Source organism: Methyloceanibacter sp. (assembly GCF_035650995.1).
Classification (GTDB): Bacteria; Pseudomonadota; Alphaproteobacteria; order Rhizobiales; family Methyloligellaceae; genus Methyloceanibacter.
The window spans coordinates 1-17,255 of the sequence record NZ_DASRGO010000113.1 but is presented as its reverse complement, the minus strand read 5'-3'; the positions used below and the strand labels follow the sequence as shown (position 1 = coordinate 17,255).

The window sequence follows — 17,255 nt, the reverse complement described above, 5'->3', positions numbered from 1 at the left end:
GGCACGTGGGTATGCGTGCCGATAACCGCGCTCACTCTGCCGTCGACGAAAAAGCCCATCGCCTCTTTCTCCGACGTCGCCTCGGCATGGAAGTCGATGACGATGGCGTCGGCGCCGGTCTTGAGCCCGCAGGCTTCGAGCTCCTGATCGACCGCACGGAAGGGGTCGTCGAGGTCGCCCATGAACACCCTTCCCATGGCATTTATCACGAGGACCTCTTGGCCGCCGGCGGCCGTGAACAGGCCGGCGCCCCGCCCCGGCGTTCCCTCCGGATAGTTGATCGGCCTGAGCAGGCGGTCGTAGCGCTCGATAAAGACGAGCGCCTCGCGCTGGTCGAACACGTGATTGCCGGTAGTCACCACGTCGGCCCCGGCATCGAGCAACTCGAGCAGGATCTGCTCGGTAATGCCGAAGCCGCCGGCGGCGTTCTCGGCGTTGACCACCACGAAATCGAGCGCATAGCGCTCACGCAAGCTGGGAAGCGCCTCGATCACCGCGGTCCGGCCGGTTCGGCCGACCAGGTCGCCCAGAAATAACACTCGCATGCGTTCCGGCCGCTTTCTCGAGTTCTTGGAAAGACCCTATAAGGTCAATACTTCAATTGCTGCGAGCATCGCCAGTCAGACTGGTAGGACGGCAGCGCATTGCTACTACTCACGTGGTATCACTCTTGCCTGCCGAAGTTAGGGGATTCGAATGCGGCGCTGGACCTTCTGGGAATGGATCGCCTATGCTGGCTTGTACGTGGGTGCAGTTATTCTCGCGATTGACACCGGATTCAAACTGTCTCCCGACCTAACGGCGCCTGCATTTCTACACTCCCCTTGGTGGGGCTTCGCACCAGCTGTTCTCATCACATTTTCCACTGGCGTACTTTTGCTCCGAGAGTTCGGCTATTCGCCGAAAGATCGAAAGCCCATGGCTGTTCCTGCACTTGAACCGCTTGGTGATAAGGCTGAAACTCCAACGCTGGCGAACGAGGCAAAACAAGAACGGGTATTCGTCGGTGAAAATGTCACGCCAATATACCTAGTCAGCTTCTTTAATGACCACACGGCGTTGCAAGCTAGCTTGATGACCAAACCGTTCATTGGCAAATGGATGAAGTTGACTGGACTAATCAGAGATGTTCAAGCATCTGATTTTGGGGCCGCAATCAGCCTTAGAACCAAACAGGAAAATGGAGAGCGTGGTCCAGTCATTCTTCTGAACTTCGATAAGGAATGGAGCGACCGCCTCGCGATCCTTAGGCGCGATGATGCGATTCGAGTTATCGGCGAAATCGGCAACATCATTACCGAGGGGCTGATGCTAAATCACTGTGAGTTGGTCGAATAACATCGCCCATGGTTTTCCCTGGCAGGAGGCGAAGCCGCGATGGCCGTCGGAGCGAAGATCCCGGGTGTCCCTACATAAGTAGGTGGGCGCCAATTGTCGGAGACCACGATCCCCGTCAGGGTCGGCTCCCATAGGATCTTATAGGGCCCTGGGAATTATGCTCCTAACGCACCTCGCAGCCCGCCAGATGCCAATATAGCGAAGCGTGGCGGAAATTGCGACTAGCGCCGCGGTGTCTGCGCTGTCCTTGTCGCCGCAAGCTCGCTGAGCCGGTCGTTCAACATCTCGATGCGCTCGGCGGCCGAGCCGACACGGGCGGCGAGATCGGACTGGAAGTGCTTCGCCGATTGGTCGGCAACCGATCGGTCGCGGCGCGCCTCGGCGAGAGTGGTCTTCATTTCCTGCATCTGGCGCCTGAGCTCCCACAGCTCGTCCGTGACCACGAGCGAGGCCATGAGAATCAGACGGTCGTCGCCCACTTGGCCAAACTTTCGTCGCATCGCCTCGACATGAGTGCCGAGATATTCCGCGAGCTCGATGAGGTGAGTTTCCTCGCCCTCGCCGCATTCGAGCTTGTAGGTCCGACCGTTCAACGTGACGCTGACTTGACCCATGCGCACCCCCCCGCTCGCTCCGCCTATCCTGGCACGGCCGACATCATGTCCTTGAGCCTGACCATCACCGCCTCGAGCCGGCCCGAGACCTCGTCGTTGGCGGCCTTGAGGCGCCGCACGCGATTGCGCTCCGCATCGAGGTCGAGCTTGAGCCGGTCGCGCTCCTCGGTCAGGCTGCGCAATCGTTCCTTCAGCACCGCGATCGAATCGCCGTTTTCGCGCTCGGAAAGGATTTGGCGCAGGAAGCCTTCGAGCTCCTCGACAGCAGCGTCAAGCCGCTCGGTTGCCTGCTGCAGAGCATCAGGTTCCGTCATCGTGCTGCTGGCCCTCCCCGCTCGGCCCGCCGCCTCATGCTCGCTGTTTAGCACAGCGGTCTGGCAATAATGTGGTCCCACGCCGTCAAATGTCCAACAACTTTCGATTAGCTTGCTTGGTTCCAACAGTGATTGACAGTGCAACGAGGCGTGTGATTTGAGACGGGCGCTGTTAACGCATTGTCAACGTCTCGCGGAAGGCGGCAAGAGCCGGGAAGCATGGCTGACATAAAGCCTAAGTGCCGGCTCTACTTGCAGCTCCCGGGCGGGCCCGCGGCCAAACTCGAAGCGGAGCTCGCGCAAGCTTTGGCGCGCGCCGACATCGCTTGCGTGTCGCTTGGGCGCGGTGGGACCGCGCTCGACGAGAACTACGCGGATCGCTTGATCAACCTCGCGCAGGCTGCCGGCACCGCGTGCCTCATCGAAGACGACGTGGAGCTCGCCGAACGCCTTGGTGCCGACGGCGTGCATCTTGTGACGGCCGATCCCGAGGCTTACCGCAAGGCCCGCGCGCTCCTTGGCGGCGAGGCGAATATCGGCGCGTATTGCGCTTTCTCCCGTCACGCGGCCATGCTGCTTGCCGAGCTCGGCGCCGATTATGTCGGCTTTGGCCCCTCCTCGCCCGACGATATCGACGGCATCGCTCGTTGCGCCGAGCTGATCGCTTGGTGGGGCGAAACTTTCGTCGTGCCGTGCGTCGCCTTCAATATCGACGGCATCGATGCCGCCCGCGAGCTTGCCACGCTCGGCGCCGATTTTGTCGCGCCGTCGCAGGCGATCTGGCGGGAGGAAGACGCCGTGAACCGCATCGCCGGGATCGGAAGAGCCATCTCTGAAGTCAGGAGGGCCGCGTGAGCTTCACGCCGCGGCCGCGCGGCCTGCTCGCCATTGCCTTTTTCCTGTTTCTCGTCCCCTCCGGTGCGCGCGCGACCGAGAGCCAGTCCTACACCGCCTTCTCCGAGGGCAAGTATCTCACTGCGCTGAAACTTGCCCAGCAAGAAGCGGCTCAGGGCTCGAAGGAGGCCTACACCCTGATGGGCGAGATTTACGAGGAGGGCCTCGGCGTCGCGCAGGACTATTCGAAGGCCGCCGACAACTACGCCAAGGCCGCCGATCTCGGCGATGCCAACGCGCAATTCTCCCTCGGCACGCTCGTCGCCGAAGGGCGCGGCGTGAAGAAGGACCTCCGCATCGCCGCCGACCTGTTCGAGCGGGCGGCTTCGGCCGGCAATCCTTCCGCGCAGTACAACGTCGCGCTGATCTACCTGAACGGCAACGGCCGTCCGCGCAGCGAAGCCAAGGCCGCTGAATGGATGCAGAAATCGGCGGCGCTCGGCAACCCGCAGGCCGAGTACGACCTGAGCGCCTTCTACCAGTTCGGCCGCGGGGTTCCGATCGACAAGGCCAAGGCCGCCGAGTGGCTCGGTCGCGCCGCCGACGCGGGCCTTCCCGACGCGCAGGTCGAATACGGCATCATGCTGTTCAAGGGCGAGGGCGTGGCGGCCGACCAGGCCAAGGCCGCCAAGCTCTTCCGCCTCTCCGCCGAGCAGGGTAATGCCGTGGCCCAGAACCGCCTGGCGCGGCTCTACGCCAACGGCGTGGTGGTGAAGGCGGACCCCGTCCAGGCTGCCAAGTGGCATCTGCTCGCGCGGAGCGTGGGCGTGAGCGACTTCACCCTCGATTTGATGCTTGCCAAGCTCACCAAGGAGCAGCGCGCCGAGGCCGAGCGGCTCGCCAACGCCTGGCGGGATTCGACCGACCTCGGCGGCGGCGCGGGGCTCGGGCCTGGCGTTGTCACTGAAACTCTCGCGGCACCCCAAGGCACCTCGTCACCACAGGCCGGCTCCGCATCCTCGATCGCACCGGCGCGCAAATGACGGGCATCAGCCGCCGGCAAAAGGTCCGGCCGGTCCCTTGACAGTCCTTTGCGCGCACGTCTTAAAGGCGTCCACCCAATCCTTTCCCGTTAAGGCATTCCATGAAAATCAGCGGCAACGAGATCAGGCCCGGCAACGTGATCGAGCATAAGGGCGCGCTGTGGATCGCGGTGAGGGCGCAGGCCGTGAAGCCCGGCAAGGGGCCGGCCTACGCTCAAGTCGAGCTCAAGAACGTGATCGACGGTACCAAGCTCAACGAGCGCTTCCGCGCCTCCGAAACCGTCGAGCGCGTGAGGCTCGAGCAGAAGGACTATCAGTTCCTCTTCGCCGAGGGCGACATGCTCACCTTCATGGACCTCGACACCTACGACCAGATCCAGATCCCCAAGGACCTGCTCGGCGAGCGCGCAGCCTTCCTCCAGGACGGCATGACGGTGACGGTCGAGAGCCACGAAGCCCGCCCGATCGGCGTCGCGCTGCCCGACCAGGTCACGCTCGAAGTGGTCGAGGCCGAGCCGGTGGTCAAGGGGCAGACGGCGGCCTCCTCCTACAAGCCCGCCAAGCTCGAGAACGGCGTGCGCATCATGGTTCCGCCCTTTGTCGGCGTCGGCGAGCGCGTGGTGGTCGACACCAACGAGATCACTTACGTTCGCCGCGCGGAGTGATCGATAATTCCGTACCACCGGATTTCGGTCGTTGAATCCTCGTCCATGGCCGGGCTTGTCCCGGCCATCCACGTTTTTTGACTCCATGCGAGAAAGCCGTGGATGCCCGGCACAAGGCCGGGCATGACGGTGCCTGAAGAGATGAAAGCGCGACCATGCCCGCCTCGGCGCTGATGAACGTGATGCTTGCCGCCGCCCGCAAGGCCGGACGGAGCCTCGCGCGCGACTTCGGCGAGGTCGAGCAGCTTCAGGTCTCGCTGAAAGGTCCCTCGAACTTCGTCAGCGCCGCGGATCACCGCGCCGAGGAGATCCTGTACGAGGAACTCACCCGCGCTCGTCCCGGCTACGGCCTCCTCATGGAGGAGCGCGGCGAGGTCGAAGGCGCCGACCGCACCCATCGCTGGATCGTCGATCCGCTCGACGGCACCACCAACTTCCTGCACGGCATCCCGATCTTCGCCATCTCGATTGCGCTCGAGCGCGACGGTGAACTCGTCGCGGGACTCATCTTCAACCCGGCGACCCAGGAGACCTTCGCCGCCGAGAAGGGCAAGGGCGCCTATCTCAATGACCGCCGGCGCTTGCGCGTTGCGGCACGGAGCGATCTCGCGCAATCGGTGATCGGCACCGGCATCCCACACAGCGGCCGCCCCGAGCATGGTCTCTTTCTCAGGGAACTCGGCGCGGTCATGGCCGCGTCAGCCGGTGTGAGGCGGATGGGAGCCGCAGCCCTCGACCTCGCCTGGACCGCCGCCGGCAGGCTCGACGGCTTCTGGGAGCGCCATCTGCGCCCATGGGATCTCGCGGCCGGCATTGTCATCTTGCGCGAGGCGGGCGGCTTCGTGAGCGACGCCGACGGCAAGGACGCGATGCTCGACAAGGGCAGCATCGTCGCCGGCAACGAGACCATCCAGCGGAAATTGCTCAAGCTTCTCAAGGACGCCGGCCACGCGTCCGCTTGAGTGGGGCGCCCGAGGCGAGCCCCGTTTCGCGGCGCAAATCGTCAAAAAGGCGGCGCGCTTTCGGGAAACTCTGCCCTGAGGTTGCCGTTTTGCCTGTCAAACTATTCGGTTAAGCTCACGGGCGGGAAAGCCGCCGATTCACAACGACAGCCCGAAATGGCAGCGCCAGTCTACAAGGTCAAACTCACGCGCCCGCAGGTATTCCTGTGGCGCATGTCGCTGTTCCTCATCCTTGCGATTCTGCTCGCCATCATCCTCGACGGCCAGACGCAGCAGCTCCGCCACAGCTTCATGGCCAATCCCGGCCTCAACACGCTGATCATCGGCACGCTCATCGTCGGCGTCGTCTATTCGTTCCGCCAAGTTCTCAGGCTCTATCCCGAGATCAACTGGGTCAACAATTTCCGCATCTCCGATCCCGCCAGCAGCAACGAAAAGACCACGCCCGTCCTGCTCGCGCCCATGGCCACCATGCTGCGCGACCGCACCGGGCATCTCTCGCTCGCCGCGGGCTCGATGCGCTCGCTGCTCGACTCGGTCGCCTCGCGTCTCGATGAGCAGCGCGAGACCACGCGCTACCTCGTCGGCCTCCTCGTCTTTCTCGGCCTGCTCGGCACCTTCTGGGGCTTGCTCCAGACCGTGAGCTCGGTCGGCGCCACCATTGGCGCGCTCGACACCAATGTCGGCGAGAACGTGATGCTGTTCGACCAGTTGAAGGAAGGCCTCGCCGGCCCGCTCAAGGGCATGGGCACCGCCTTCTCCTGCTCGATGTTCGGCCTCGCCGGCTCGCTCATCCTTGGCTTCCTCGACCTCCAGGCGGGGCACGCGCAGGGGCGCTTCTACAACGAGCTCGAGGATTGGCTGTCCGGCATCACCGAGCTTCAGCCGGCGGACGCCGCGGCCACCGGCGCCATGCCGCCGCAGCTCAGGTACGCGCTCATGGACATGCAGCGCTCGCTGTCCGACTTGAGCGAGAAGGTCGAGCTCAAGATGCTGAACGACAACACCGGAGACGCGGTGAAGGATCTTGCTCAGGGCGTCGACAAGCTGATCCGCCAGATGCGCGCCGAGCAGAAGGTGGTGCGCGAGTGGGCCGACGAGCAGGCCCAGCAGCAGCAGGAGCTTGCCACGGTGCTCCGCCAGATCACCGACAAGTCGATGATGCCGGTGGCGCGCGAGGAGCAAGGCTAAATGGCTCTCGCGCGCGCACGCCGCGGCCGCTACCAGGCAAATTACTGGCCCGGCTTCGTCGACATGCTTTCCACCCTGCTTCTCGTGGTGACCTTCCTCATGTCGCTGTTCATGGTCACCAACTACGTCGTGACCACGACCGCAAGCGGCAAGGACACCATGTTGTCGCGGCTCAACCGCCAGCTCTCCGAGCTGACCGAGCTTCTCGCGCTCGAACGCTCCAAGAAGGAATCGACCGAGGACGAACTCGCCGCCCTTCAAGCGACGCTCGGCGAGAAGGACAAGGAGAACCAGCGCCTGACCGGCCTTCTCGGCGATGCGGGCGGCAAGGCGCAAGGGGCCGAGGACCGGGTACGCGCGCTCGGGACCGAGCTCGACAATCAGAAGAAGATCACCAACGACGCGCTTGCCAAGGTCGAGATGCTGAACCAGCAGCTCGCGGCGCTCAGGCTCCAGCTCACCTCGCTGCAAGAAGCGCTCGATGCCTCCGAGGCCAAGGACAAGGAGAGCCAAGCCAAGATCGCCGATCTCGGGCAAAGGCTGAACGTGGCGCTCGCCAAGAAGGTGCAGGAGCTTGCCCGCTACCGCTCCGACTTCTTCGGCAAGCTGAAGGAGGCGCTCGGCGACCGCGCCGACTTCCAGATCGTTGGCGACCGCTTCGTGTTCCCCTCCGACGTCCTGTTCGATTCAGGCTCGGCCGAGCTGAAACCCGGCGCCACCGCCCAGCTCGACAAGCTCGCAGCGGCGCTCAAGGAGATCGAGGGAAATATCCCGCCCGACATCGCCTGGGTCATGCGGGTCGACGGCCACACCGACATTCATCCGATCGCGACCGCCGAGTTCCCCTCGAACTGGGAGCTGTCGAGCGCCCGCGCCATCTCGGTGGTGCGCTACCTGATGCAGCAGGGCATCGCGCCCGAGCATCTCGTCGCCGCCGGCTTCGGCGAATATCAGCCGATCGACACCGGCACGAGCGAGGAGGCGTTCGCCAAGAACCGCCGCATCGAGCTCAAGTTGACCGAGCGCTAGGCCCCTCGGGCCGGAATCCAGAAGTCAGAAACCAGCTTCGATTTCCGATTTCTGGTTTCTGGTTTCCGGCTTCTGTGACCCGGAGGATCACTCAGCCGCGTCGGGGGCAAATTGCAGATCGGCCAGCCGCTTATAGACGCCGCCGCGAGCAAGCAGCGTCTGATGCGTGCCCTCTTCGACCAGCCGCCCGCGATCGAACACGAGGATGCGGTCGGCCGAGACGACCGTCGCCAGACGATGCGCGATCACGAGAGTGGTGCGGTCTTCCATGATCCTGTCGAGCGCCTTCTGCACCAGCGTCTCGCTCTCCGCATCGAGCGCACTCGTCGCCTCGTCGAGCAGAAGGATCGGCGCGTTGCGCAGCACGGCCCGGGCAATCGCGATCCTTTGCCGCTGTCCCGCCGAGAGCGTGACGCCCCCCTCTCCGAGCACGGTGGCGTAGCCTTGCGGCAATGCCGCGATAAAATCGTGCGCGAAGGCGGCCCGTGCCGCCGCTTCGATCTCGGCCTCGGTCGCACCCTCGGCGCCATAGGCGATGTTGGCGGCGATGCTGTCGGCGAACAGCGCCGTCTCCTGTGGCACGAGCGCAAAGCGGCGCCTCAGCGCGGCGAGATCCGCCTCGTTTGCCGCCACGCCGTCGATCTCGACCTTGCCTGAGGTGGGATCGTAGAAGCGGAGCAGAAGCGCGAAGATCGTGGTCTTGCCCGCGCCGGAGGGCCCGACCAGCGCGACGCGCTCGCCTTTGCCGACACGGAAGCTCACCCGGTCGAGCGCCTTGTCTTCCGGCCGCAAGGGATAGGAGAACGAGACATTGGTGAAGGCGATCTCACCCTTCGGCGGCTCGGGCAGCGCCTTGGGATGCTTTGGCGAGGTGATCGCGGATTGAGCCGCGAGCAGCTCGCCGAGACGCTCCGCGGCGCCAGCCGCCTGGCTGATCTCGCCCCACACTTCGCTGAGCTCTCCCATCGAGGCCGCGGCAAGCAGCGCGTAGAGCACGAACTGCCCGAGCCTGCCGCCGGTCATGGTGCCGGCAAGCACATCCTGCGCGCCGTACCACAGGACGCCCACCACGCTCGCGAAGACGAGGAAGATGGCGATCGCCGTGAGGCCTGCGCGCGATTTCGCCCGCGCATTGGCGGCGGCGAAGGAGCGCTCGACCGCCGCGCCGAATCTCTTGGCCGCGCTCTTTTCCTGGGTGAAGGCCTGAAGTACGCGCACCTGCGAAAGGCTCTCGCTCGCATAGGCCGAGGCCTGGGCGAGCGTGTCCTGGGCCTGCCGCGAAAGCGCCCGCACCGCCCGCCCATAGGCGACGAGCGGCAGGATGATGACGGGAATGGCGATCAGCACCGCGAGCGAAAGCTTTGGGCTCGTCACCACCATCATCGCCACCGCGCCGATGAGAAGCAGGAGATTGCGCAGCGCCTGGCTGATCACCGTGCTCGCCGCCGACTTGACCTGCGTGGTGTCGGCGGTGAGCCGCGACATCACCTCGCCGGAATGCGACACCTCGTAGAAGGCGGGGCTCAGCCCCGTGAGATGGGCGAACACGGCGCGCCTGATGTCGGCCACCACGCGCTCGCCGAGCCAATTGACCGAGTAGAAGCGGCCCGCGCTCGCGAATGCGAGCACGAGGCCGACGCCGATCAGAGTCGCGAAATATTTGTTGATGAGGTTGGGATCGCCGCCCGAGAAGCCAAGATCGATCATCCGCCTGACGGCGAGCGGAACGGCGAGGGTGGCGGCAGCAGAGACGAGAAGGGCGACGAACGCCGCGGCGAGCATGCCCTTGTGCCGGAGGAGATAGGGCTTCAGCCCAAGCAGCGGGCGAAGCGAGGCGCGGCTCGCTTCGTCCTTCTCGGAATCTTGCTCGTGACGGCCCGTGCCGTCGGCGTTGGCGGTTGCGCGTTGCACGTATTGCCCAGCGATTAGCCTAGGCGGCGGACTTTAGGGGTGAAGGCCGCTCCCGCAAAGGGCTTAGGCCGCGCTTTTCCGGCGCAGCTTGTGCGGCCCGGAAAGTTGCTTTATAGGCTCGGGCCGAGAAATCCCAAGAATTTGCAAGGCCGACCGCCATGAAAAAGGACATTCACCCCGACTACCACCGCATCAAGGTGGTGATGACCGACGGGACCGAATTCACCACCTATTCGACCTACGGGTCGGAAGGCGACACGTTGAAGCTCGACATCGACCCGAAGACCCATCCGGCCTGGACCGGCGGCGGCCAGCATCTGACCGACCGTGGCGGGCGTCTGAGCCGCTTCAAGCGGAAGTACGAAGGCTTCCTGAAGTAGCCGCTCCCAGCGCGCGCTCAGGTTTTCATCATTTCCAGAACCTCGTCACCGCCGAGCGTGCTGCCCCTCAACCCCTATTCCTGGGGGCCGAAGGCGGCGCGGAGCCGCGACATCTGCGACTTGAGCGGATTGTCGATCTCTTCCCCCGCCGGCAGCACCTTGGCATCGAACATCTGATCGAGCCTGATCACCCGCTCCTGGAGTTTGACGCTTTGCTCGATCAGCTCGCGCAAGCGTACCGGGAGCTGGCTGAGGTCGCGGTTCGGCTGATCGCCGCCCGCCGGAGGAAGCTTGATCTTGCGCTGCTCCTCGATGGCCTGCTCGGGCGTAAGCTCGCCTTCGCTCACCGCGCGCCGGATGAGCAGCCAGGAGGCAAGCTGCATCAGCCTGGTGGTGAGCCGCATACTCTCGGTGGCATAGGCGAGCGAATGCGGCGGCCGGAGCTTGCGCGCCTCTCTTCGTCCTTCGCCGTCGAGATAGGTCGCCGCGGCCTCGACCAAGGCCATGCCCTCGCGGAACACGGTCTTGAACTGCTCGGATCTCGCGAATCGCGCTCCGAAGGAGACCGTAACGTTTTCGTCACGGTCCCCACCCCTGGTCTTCCCCGCCATCGAGCCACTCCCGTCTACGCACGTGCCCGGCGGCATACTATGCCATGCGGAAGGCTCGTCGTCGCCTTCCAAACACAAAGGTTAAAATCCTCAAATCAGGCCAAAAAAAGAGCCGCCAAACGGCGGCTCAGGAAGTTAACAGGGAGGCGTCAAACAGAGTGGACAGGCCACTCAGATCCAGAGGACTGGATAACGAGGAGCCTAGCCCGAAAGTCCTAATGCCGAGTTAACGCTAAGGCGGGATTTACCTAAAGGATTGGTGAGCGCTTCTTTTTCAGCGCTTGAAGACGGACTCGGCCGCGCTCAGCGAAGACTGTTTGGCGGCAAGAGCCGCCTCGACACGCGCGATCTCACTCTTCAGGTCATCGATCAGCGCCTTCAGCTCTCCGACCGAGAGCTTGCTCACATCCTGACCGAGCTCGTGGGACTTCGGTTTCTTCGGCGGCGGGGCGAGATCGTCTGTGTCCATGCACGCATCTTATCATCATGCGTCATTGCGCTCTAACGGCATCGTCTTGTATCCGGGCGTCATACCGGCGAAAGCCGGTATCCAGATTGTGTTTTCCCGGCCTGGATTCCGGCTTGCGGCGGAATGACGGCGACTGCTGTGAGGGGACATTGATGCTGCCAACGACCATGACGGTCATTGAAGCGAAGGGCGCCGGCGGCCCCGAGGTGCTCGCGCCGGGAACCCGGCCGGTGCCGAGCCCGGGGCCCGGCGAGGTGTTGATTGCGGTCGAGGCGGCCGGCATCAACCGTCCTGACGTGCTCCAACGCCAGGGCCTCTACCCGCCGCCCAAGGGCGCCTCGGACCTGCTCGGGCTCGAGGTCGCAGGCAAGGTCGCAGCGCTTGGCGAAGGTATCGTGCGCTACAAGCCGGGCGACCTCGTCTGCGCCCTCGTCAACGGCGGCGGCTATGCCGAATACGCGGTGGCGCCGGAGAGCGCGACACTGCCGGTTCCGCAAGGCCTGTCGCTGACCGAGGCGGCGGCGTTGCCCGAGACCGTCTTTACCGTATGGCACAACGTGTTCGAGCGCGGCGGCCTCAAGCCCGGCCAATGGCTTCTCGTCCATGGCGGGGCGAGCGGCATCGGCACGACCGCGATTCAAATGGCGACCGCCCTCGGCGCCAAGGTCATCGTCACCGTCGGCAGCGCTGGGAAGGCGCGCGCATGCGAGGCGCTCGGCGCCGTTCGCGCCGTCAACTACCGCGAGGAGGACTTCGTCGAGGCGGTGCGCGAGACGACGGCGGGCAAAGGCGCGAATGTCATCCTCGACATGGTCGGCGGCGACTATATCGAACGCGACCTGCGTGCCGCGGCCGACGAAGGCTCGATCGTGCAGATTGCCTTTCTCAAGGGCTCGAAGGTCGAGATCGACCTGATGCGGCTCATGATGCGGAGGCTCACCCTCACCGGCTCGACGCTCCGCGCGCAGAGCGCGGAGGCCAAGGCGCGCATGGCGCGCGCGATCGAGGAACGCATCTGGCCGCTCGTCGAGGGCGGCAAGGTGAAGCCGGTGATCGACTCGACCTTCGCGCTGAAGGACGCCTCGGCCGCGCACGCGCGCATCGACGATCCTGATCATGTCGGCAAGATCGTGCTGGTGGCGCGCTAGCCGCCCAAAATTTCGAGGCTGGCCGGAGATCAGCGTTGCCTAGCGAAGCGGCAGCCCCTATATAGTTGTTATTCCCCTTCATTTTGTCGGATTTGGCTCTTTCGCCGGAGGGGGCGGGAGGCCGCCGCTATTCTCTTGAGGTCGAAACACGATGGACCGGACCCCCCTGATGCCCAAGGCGACCGCCGTCTGGCTGGTCGATAACACCTCTCTGACCTTCGAACAGATCGCCGAGTTCTGCGGCCTGCACGTGCTCGAAGTGAAGGGCATCGCCGACGGCGACGTGGCCCACGGCATCAAGGGCATGGACCCAATCTCGTCGGGCCAGCTCTCGCGCGAGGAGATCGCACTCGCCGAACGCGAGCCTTCGCACCGGCTGAAGCTGTCGGAGCCCAAGGTCGAGGTCCCAGAGGTCAAGACCAAGCGCGGGCCGCGCTACACGCCGGTATCGCGGCGCCAGGACCGGCCGAACGCCATCCTGTGGCTGCTCAAGAACCATCCCGAGCTCAAGGATTCGCAGATCATGCGGCTCGTCGGCACCACCAAGCCCACGATCATCGCCATCCGCGAGCGCAGCCATTGGAACTCGCCCAATCTTCAGGCCCAGGACCCGGTGACGCTCGGGCTCTGCTCGCAGATCGACCTGGACGCCGAGGTGAAGAAGGCCGCAGCCAGGATCGAGCGCGAGCGGAAAGAGGCTGGCCTTACCGAGCCGCCGAAGGCGGGCACTCTGCTTCCCGCCGAGGAAGCCCTCGCCGCTTCCGCCTCCTCACCCGAGGCCGAGCGCGAGCCGCAACTTGCCTCCGCCCTCGCCCAGGAGGCGCGCGCCGCCATGAACGCGCCAGAGGAGGAGGAGGAGACGCCCGACATCGATTCGGTCTTCGCCAAGCTCAAGGACCTGAAGCGCACCGACGCTTCCTAACTGACCAAGATCAGCAGCAAGCTTGAGCCATATCAACGACGGCGGTCCAATCTTTTGGCCGAATGGTGCATCTCCATCGGACGAGGTGCATCGTGAGCACGATCGACATCGCATATCTGGCGCTTATCCTGTTCGCGTTCGTCGGCTTCGCCGGCGTGCTTGCCTATTACAATCACACCTGCGCCGAGCCGCAACGCAAGGAACGCGACACGGCAGCCGGGCGTCCGCATTTGGCCTTATCGCACTAGCACACGGAACTCGGCGATTGATCTTGGCCTCCCGCCTTCGCTAGGGTGCGACAAGGAAACGCGCCCAAGGCTAAAGGGGATGGCCAATCCGTACGAGACGGGCCTCGACAAGAACCCGGCCAATTACCAGCCATTGACGCCGCTCGTCTTTCTCGAGCGCGCAGCCGCAGTCCATCCGCACCATACCGCCGTCATCTACGGCAAGGCGCGCGCCACCTACGCCGAATTCTACGCCCGCACCCGCAAACTCGCCGCGGCGCTCGCCGCGCGGGGCTTAGGCTTCGGCGACACCGTCTCGGTCATGCTCGCCAACACCCCCTCGATGCTCGAAGCCCATTACGGCGTGCCCATGACCGGCGCCGTGCTCCACTCGATCAACACCCGCCTCGATGCCTCGGCCATCGCCTTCATGCTCGATCATGCCGAGACCAAGGTGCTGATCGGCGATACCGAGTTCGCTCCCGTTCTCAAGCAGGCGTTGAAGCAGGCCAAAGTGAAGCCGCTTCTGATCGACTATCGCGACCCCGAATGCGGTCTCGACGGCGAACGGCTCGGCAATCTCGACTATGAGGATTTCATCGCCGACGGCGACCCCGACTACCGCTGGTCGATGCCGCGCGACGAATGGAATGCGATCTCCCTCAACTACACGAGCGGCACGACCGGCAATCCCAAGGGCGTGGTTTATCACCACCGCGGCGCGGCGCTGATGTGCTACTCGAACGTTCTCGCGACCGGCATGGGCCAGCATCCGGTTTATCTGTGGACGCTGCCGATGTTCCACTGCAATGGCTGGTGCTTCCCGTGGACCATCTCGCTCCTGTCCGGCACCCATGTCTGCCTGCGCGCGGTGCGCGCCAAGCCGATGTACGATGCGATCGCCGACTACAAGGTGAGTCATCTCTCGGGCGCGCCCTTCGTCATGGCAGCCCTGCTCAACGCCACGCCTGAGGAGAGGCGCGACTTCGACCACCGTGTCGCTTTCAACCACGCCGCAGCGCCGCCCCCCGCTGCCGTTCTCGCCAAGATGGATAAGGCTGGCTTCGAGCTCACCCATCTCTATGGGCTGACCGAGACCTACGGACCCGCCACCGTGAACGAATGGCACGCGGCCTGGGACGACCTCCCGCAAGAGGAACGGCTCGGCAAGCGCATCCGCCAGGGCGTGCGTTACCACGCGCTCGAGGACCTCACCGTGATGGACCCCGAGACCATGACCACGGTGCCGGCCGACGGCGAGACGCTCGGCGAGGTCATGTTCCGCGGCAATGTCGTGATGAAGGGCTATCTCAAGAACGAGAAGGCGACCGCCGAGGCCTTCGCCGGCGGCTGGTTCCACTCGGGCGACCTCGGCGTTCTGCACGAGGATGGCTATATCCAGCTGAAAGACCGCTCCAAGGACATCATCATCTCGGGCGGCGAGAACATTTCATCGATCGAGGTCGAGGACGTACTCTACAAGCACCCCGCCGTCGCCGCCGCCGCGGTGGTCGCCATGCCAGACGAGAAATGGGGCGAGACCCCGTGCGCCTTCGTCGAGCTCAGGCCCGATGCCAATGCGACCGAGGCCGAGATCATCGCCTGGTGCAAAGAGAATCTCGCCCGCTACAAATGCCCGCGCCACGTCGTATTCATCGAATTGCCAAAGACCTCGACCGGCAAGATTCAGAAATTCAAGCTGCGCGAGCTGGCGAAGGCGGAAGCTGCGCCCCCATCGCAACGCGGTCGCGCGAGCATCAAGTGAGCGGTGCGAAATCCGACACGCCTTCGTCACCAAATCCGCCCATCTTGCACACCCCAACGCTGAGCTGGAGAGTGTCATGCCGCTACTCAGGTTCGATCTCATTGAAGGCCGCACCTCATCCGAGCTCAAAACTCTGCTCGACGCGGCGCACCGCGCCGTGCTTGCCGCCTTCGCCGTGCCCGAACGTGACCGCTATCAGATCGTGACCGAGCATCGACCTTCGCGCATGATCGTCGAGGACACCGGGCTCGGCATCGCCCGCAGCGACAAGGTGGTCGTGCTCGAGGTGATCAGCCGCAAGCGCAAGAAGAAGCAGAAGGAAGCCTTCTATCGCCTGCTCTGCGAGGAGCTCGAGAAATCGTGCGGCATCGCGCCCTCGGACGTGATGGTCACCTTCGTCGAGAACAATGACGAGGACTGGTCGTTCGGCCACGGCAAGGCCCAATTCCTCACCGGCGAATTGTGAGGTCTCGCATGGATGCCGAAGCGACCCGCGATTTTGCCCTGCGGCTGATGCGCGAGGTGTGGATTCCCTTCGCCGACGATCAGGTGCCGCGCTTCTACAACCGCGACGTGGTCGGCCATCATCGCGAGCAGCTTCTGACCTACGACGACGTGATCGCCCGGCTTTCGAGCGACCATGGTCGCTTTTCCGGCTCGAACTATCACATCGAGGACATCATCGCGGCGCCCGACAAGTTCGCCATTCGCTTCCGCTTCACGGCGACGGTCAATGCGACGGGTCAGCCGATCAGCACGGAAGTCATTTACTTCTACCACCTCGCCCGCAGCAGGATCGCCGAATTCTGGCTGCTCGCCGACTTCCCGTTCGACTACCGCGCCGCTTAAGCGAAGCGGGTCTATGCATGCCACTCATCTAATGGTGATGACCGTGGCCGTGCCCGCCATGCCCGTGGCCGTGCCCGCCATGACCATGACCACCGTGGCCATGCCCGTGGCCCCCATGCCCATGTCCATGTCCATGACCGTGTCCACCGTGACCATGACCATGCCCGCGTCCATGACCATGCCCATGGCGGCCGTGATGATCGAAATCCCCATAAAAGCGGTAGTGGCCGCCGTGATGGTGATGGTGATGGTAGCGGTAGTACGGGAAGCCGTACCAGCCCCAGCTATAACCATAGTAGTGGTTGGGAACGCACCGGCCCCACCGATTGAGGTGGTAGCCAGGGCCGCAATACCAGTCGGCTTTGAGCGCCACGCCCGGCACGCTCTTCGCCAGGGGCGCAACGGCTCCTGGCGTGAGGGCTGCTGCAGGCAAAGCACCCGCAATAATTCCGAGAGAAGCCGCCGCTGAGACGGCGAGACGGTGCATCAAGCGCATTTCACTCTCCATCCATCTGATGACCCAACGTCATGGCCTCGGCACCGGCTCTTAACGTCAGCGAAGAGTAGCGGAACGGACGGGGCTAAGTCTTTGTTCCGCCGATCACTCAAGCGTTACCGGAACCGTGCGGCGAGTGCGCGCCAAGAGCAGGGCAACCTCCGGGTATCCTGATTTCTCGGCTTGCGCCGAAGCCATCCTTCGCGCCAATCTTGACGCGGGGGCATTACGCGCATGACGCCGGGATCGCTCGAATCGCAATTCAGCGAGATCGCGAACTATATCGCGCTCCTCATCGAGGCGGGCGCCGTGCTGGTGGTCGCCTTCGGCGCCGTCCAGGCTCTCTTCGCCGTGGCGGGGTCGATTCTGCGCCGCACCGCCGATGAGATGATGGGCCGGGAGATCTGGATCAGGTTCGCGACATGGATCCTGCTTGCCCTCGAATTCGCGCTCGCCGCCGATCTCGTGCGCACTGCCGTGGCGCCGA

22 protein-coding genes and 1 other RNA gene are annotated in these 17,255 nt (G+C 64.2%); 15 read left to right on the top strand and 8 right to left on the bottom strand.

Annotated features, from left to right (window positions below):
* Positions 1 to 545, bottom strand: a 545-nt coding sequence (locus VFB18_RS08650; protein ID WP_324973650.1) for a TIGR00282 family metallophosphoesterase, incomplete at its 3' end; no start/stop codon positions are given.
* A gap of 151 nt (positions 546 to 696) precedes the next feature.
* On the opposite strand from VFB18_RS08650, the gene VFB18_RS08645 reads away from it, so the two are divergent.
* Complete coding sequence (locus tag VFB18_RS08645) at positions 697 to 1,338, top strand: hypothetical protein (protein WP_324973648.1); 642 nt, start codon at positions 697 to 699, stop codon at positions 1,336 to 1,338.
* 27 nt (positions 1,339 to 1,365) lie between these two features.
* Here the strand turns inward: VFB18_RS08645 and ssrS are convergent.
* From ssrS to VFB18_RS08630, 3 genes are all read right to left on the bottom strand, one after another.
* Positions 1,366 to 1,523, bottom strand: a non-coding RNA gene (gene ssrS / locus VFB18_RS08640) — 6S RNA.
* A 36-nt stretch (positions 1,524 to 1,559) separates the two neighbouring features.
* Positions 1,560 to 1,952 carry a cell division protein ZapA gene (locus VFB18_RS08635; RefSeq protein WP_324973645.1) on the bottom strand — a complete coding sequence of 131 codons (393 nt, stop codon included), beginning with the start codon at positions 1,950 to 1,952 and terminating at the stop codon, positions 1,560 to 1,562.
* A 23-nt stretch (positions 1,953 to 1,975) separates the two neighbouring features.
* Entirely contained in the window at positions 1,976 to 2,266 is a 291-nt protein-coding gene (locus VFB18_RS08630; RefSeq protein ID WP_324973642.1) for a DUF4164 family protein, read from the bottom strand.
* 219 nt (positions 2,267 to 2,485) lie between these two features.
* Here VFB18_RS08630 and VFB18_RS08625 point away from each other — a divergent pair, with 219 nt between their 5' ends.
* From VFB18_RS08625 to VFB18_RS08600, 6 genes are all read left to right on the top strand, one after another.
* A complete protein-coding gene (locus VFB18_RS08625; protein ID WP_324973638.1) occupies positions 2,486 to 3,121 on the top strand; it encodes a thiamine phosphate synthase in 636 nt (211 codons plus the stop codon).
* Positions 3,118 to 4,143, top strand: a complete 1,026-nt coding sequence (locus tag VFB18_RS08620; RefSeq protein ID WP_324973634.1) for a tetratricopeptide repeat protein — start codon at positions 3,118 to 3,120, stop codon at positions 4,141 to 4,143. Before VFB18_RS08625 ends, VFB18_RS08620 begins: the two co-directional genes overlap by 4 nt.
* Before the next feature lie 101 nt (positions 4,144 to 4,244).
* A complete protein-coding gene (gene efp, locus VFB18_RS08615; RefSeq protein ID WP_324973631.1) occupies positions 4,245 to 4,808 on the top strand; it encodes an elongation factor P in 564 nt (187 codons plus the stop codon).
* A gap of 155 nt (positions 4,809 to 4,963) precedes the next feature.
* A complete protein-coding gene (locus VFB18_RS08610) occupies positions 4,964 to 5,770 on the top strand; it encodes an inositol monophosphatase family protein (protein WP_324973628.1) in 807 nt (268 codons plus the stop codon).
* A gap of 156 nt (positions 5,771 to 5,926) precedes the next feature.
* The gene (locus tag VFB18_RS08605; RefSeq protein WP_324973624.1) at positions 5,927 to 6,961 is read left to right on the top strand and encodes a flagellar motor protein MotA; all 1,035 of its coding nucleotides are present in this window, start codon (positions 5,927 to 5,929) and stop codon (positions 6,959 to 6,961) included.
* Positions 6,962 to 7,990 carry a peptidoglycan -binding protein gene (locus tag VFB18_RS08600; RefSeq protein ID WP_324973622.1) on the top strand — a complete coding sequence of 343 codons (1,029 nt, stop codon included), beginning with the start codon at positions 6,962 to 6,964 and terminating at the stop codon, positions 7,988 to 7,990.
* Between the two features lie 87 nt (positions 7,991 to 8,077).
* Here the strand turns inward: VFB18_RS08600 and VFB18_RS08595 are convergent, their stop codons facing one another.
* Positions 8,078 to 9,901 (bottom strand): ABC transporter transmembrane domain-containing protein, encoded by a 1,824-nt coding sequence (locus VFB18_RS08595; RefSeq protein ID WP_414675674.1) that lies wholly within the window; start codon positions 9,899 to 9,901, stop codon positions 8,078 to 8,080.
* A gap of 158 nt (positions 9,902 to 10,059) precedes the next feature.
* On the opposite strand from VFB18_RS08595, the gene rpmE reads away from it, so the two are divergent.
* A complete protein-coding gene (rpmE, locus tag VFB18_RS08590) occupies positions 10,060 to 10,281 on the top strand; it encodes a 50S ribosomal protein L31 (protein ID WP_324973617.1) in 222 nt (73 codons plus the stop codon).
* A 74-nt stretch (positions 10,282 to 10,355) separates the two neighbouring features.
* Here the strand turns inward: rpmE and VFB18_RS08585 are convergent, their stop codons facing one another.
* Both VFB18_RS08585 and VFB18_RS08580 read right to left on the bottom strand, forming a co-directional pair.
* The gene (locus VFB18_RS08585; RefSeq protein WP_324973614.1) at positions 10,356 to 10,892 is read right to left on the bottom strand and encodes a DUF1465 family protein; all 537 of its coding nucleotides are present in this window, start codon (positions 10,890 to 10,892) and stop codon (positions 10,356 to 10,358) included.
* A gap of 274 nt (positions 10,893 to 11,166) precedes the next feature.
* Positions 11,167 to 11,361: a DUF1192 domain-containing protein gene (locus VFB18_RS08580; protein WP_324973611.1), complete on the bottom strand. Its 195-nt coding sequence runs from the start codon at positions 11,359 to 11,361 to the stop codon at positions 11,167 to 11,169.
* Positions 11,362 to 11,513: 152 nt separating this feature from the next.
* On the opposite strand from VFB18_RS08580, the gene VFB18_RS08575 reads away from it, so the two are divergent.
* The 6 genes from VFB18_RS08575 (at position 11,514) to VFB18_RS08550 (ending at position 16,272) form a co-directional block, all read left to right on the top strand.
* On the top strand, positions 11,514 to 12,509 hold the full coding sequence (locus VFB18_RS08575; RefSeq protein WP_324973608.1) for an NAD(P)H-quinone oxidoreductase: 996 nt from the start codon (positions 11,514 to 11,516) through the stop codon (positions 12,507 to 12,509).
* Positions 12,510 to 12,660: 151 nt separating this feature from the next.
* Positions 12,661 to 13,431: a DUF1013 domain-containing protein gene (locus tag VFB18_RS08570; RefSeq protein ID WP_324973605.1), complete on the top strand. Its 771-nt coding sequence runs from the start codon at positions 12,661 to 12,663 to the stop codon at positions 13,429 to 13,431.
* 92 nt (positions 13,432 to 13,523) lie between these two features.
* Entirely contained in the window at positions 13,524 to 13,679 is a 156-nt protein-coding gene (locus tag VFB18_RS08565) for a hypothetical protein (RefSeq protein ID WP_324973602.1), read from the top strand.
* A 79-nt stretch (positions 13,680 to 13,758) separates the two neighbouring features.
* Positions 13,759 to 15,423, top strand: a complete 1,665-nt coding sequence (locus VFB18_RS08560) for an acyl-CoA synthetase (RefSeq protein ID WP_324973599.1) — start codon at positions 13,759 to 13,761, stop codon at positions 15,421 to 15,423.
* A 76-nt stretch (positions 15,424 to 15,499) separates the two neighbouring features.
* On the top strand, positions 15,500 to 15,889 hold the full coding sequence (locus VFB18_RS08555) for a tautomerase family protein (RefSeq protein ID WP_324973596.1): 390 nt from the start codon (positions 15,500 to 15,502) through the stop codon (positions 15,887 to 15,889).
* Positions 15,890 to 15,897: 8 nt separating this feature from the next.
* Positions 15,898 to 16,272 (top strand): ester cyclase, encoded by a 375-nt coding sequence (locus tag VFB18_RS08550; RefSeq protein WP_324973593.1) that lies wholly within the window; start codon positions 15,898 to 15,900, stop codon positions 16,270 to 16,272.
* A 24-nt stretch (positions 16,273 to 16,296) separates the two neighbouring features.
* On the opposite strand, the gene VFB18_RS08545 is transcribed toward VFB18_RS08550, so the two are convergent.
* Entirely contained in the window at positions 16,297 to 16,485 is a 189-nt protein-coding gene (locus tag VFB18_RS08545) for a hypothetical protein (RefSeq protein WP_324973591.1), read from the bottom strand.
* Positions 16,486 to 17,002: 517 nt separating this feature from the next.
* On the opposite strand from VFB18_RS08545, the gene VFB18_RS08540 reads away from it, so the two are divergent.
* The coding region (locus VFB18_RS08540) for a DUF1622 domain-containing protein (RefSeq protein ID WP_324973588.1) at positions 17,003 to 17,255 on the top strand (253 nt) is incomplete at its 3' end.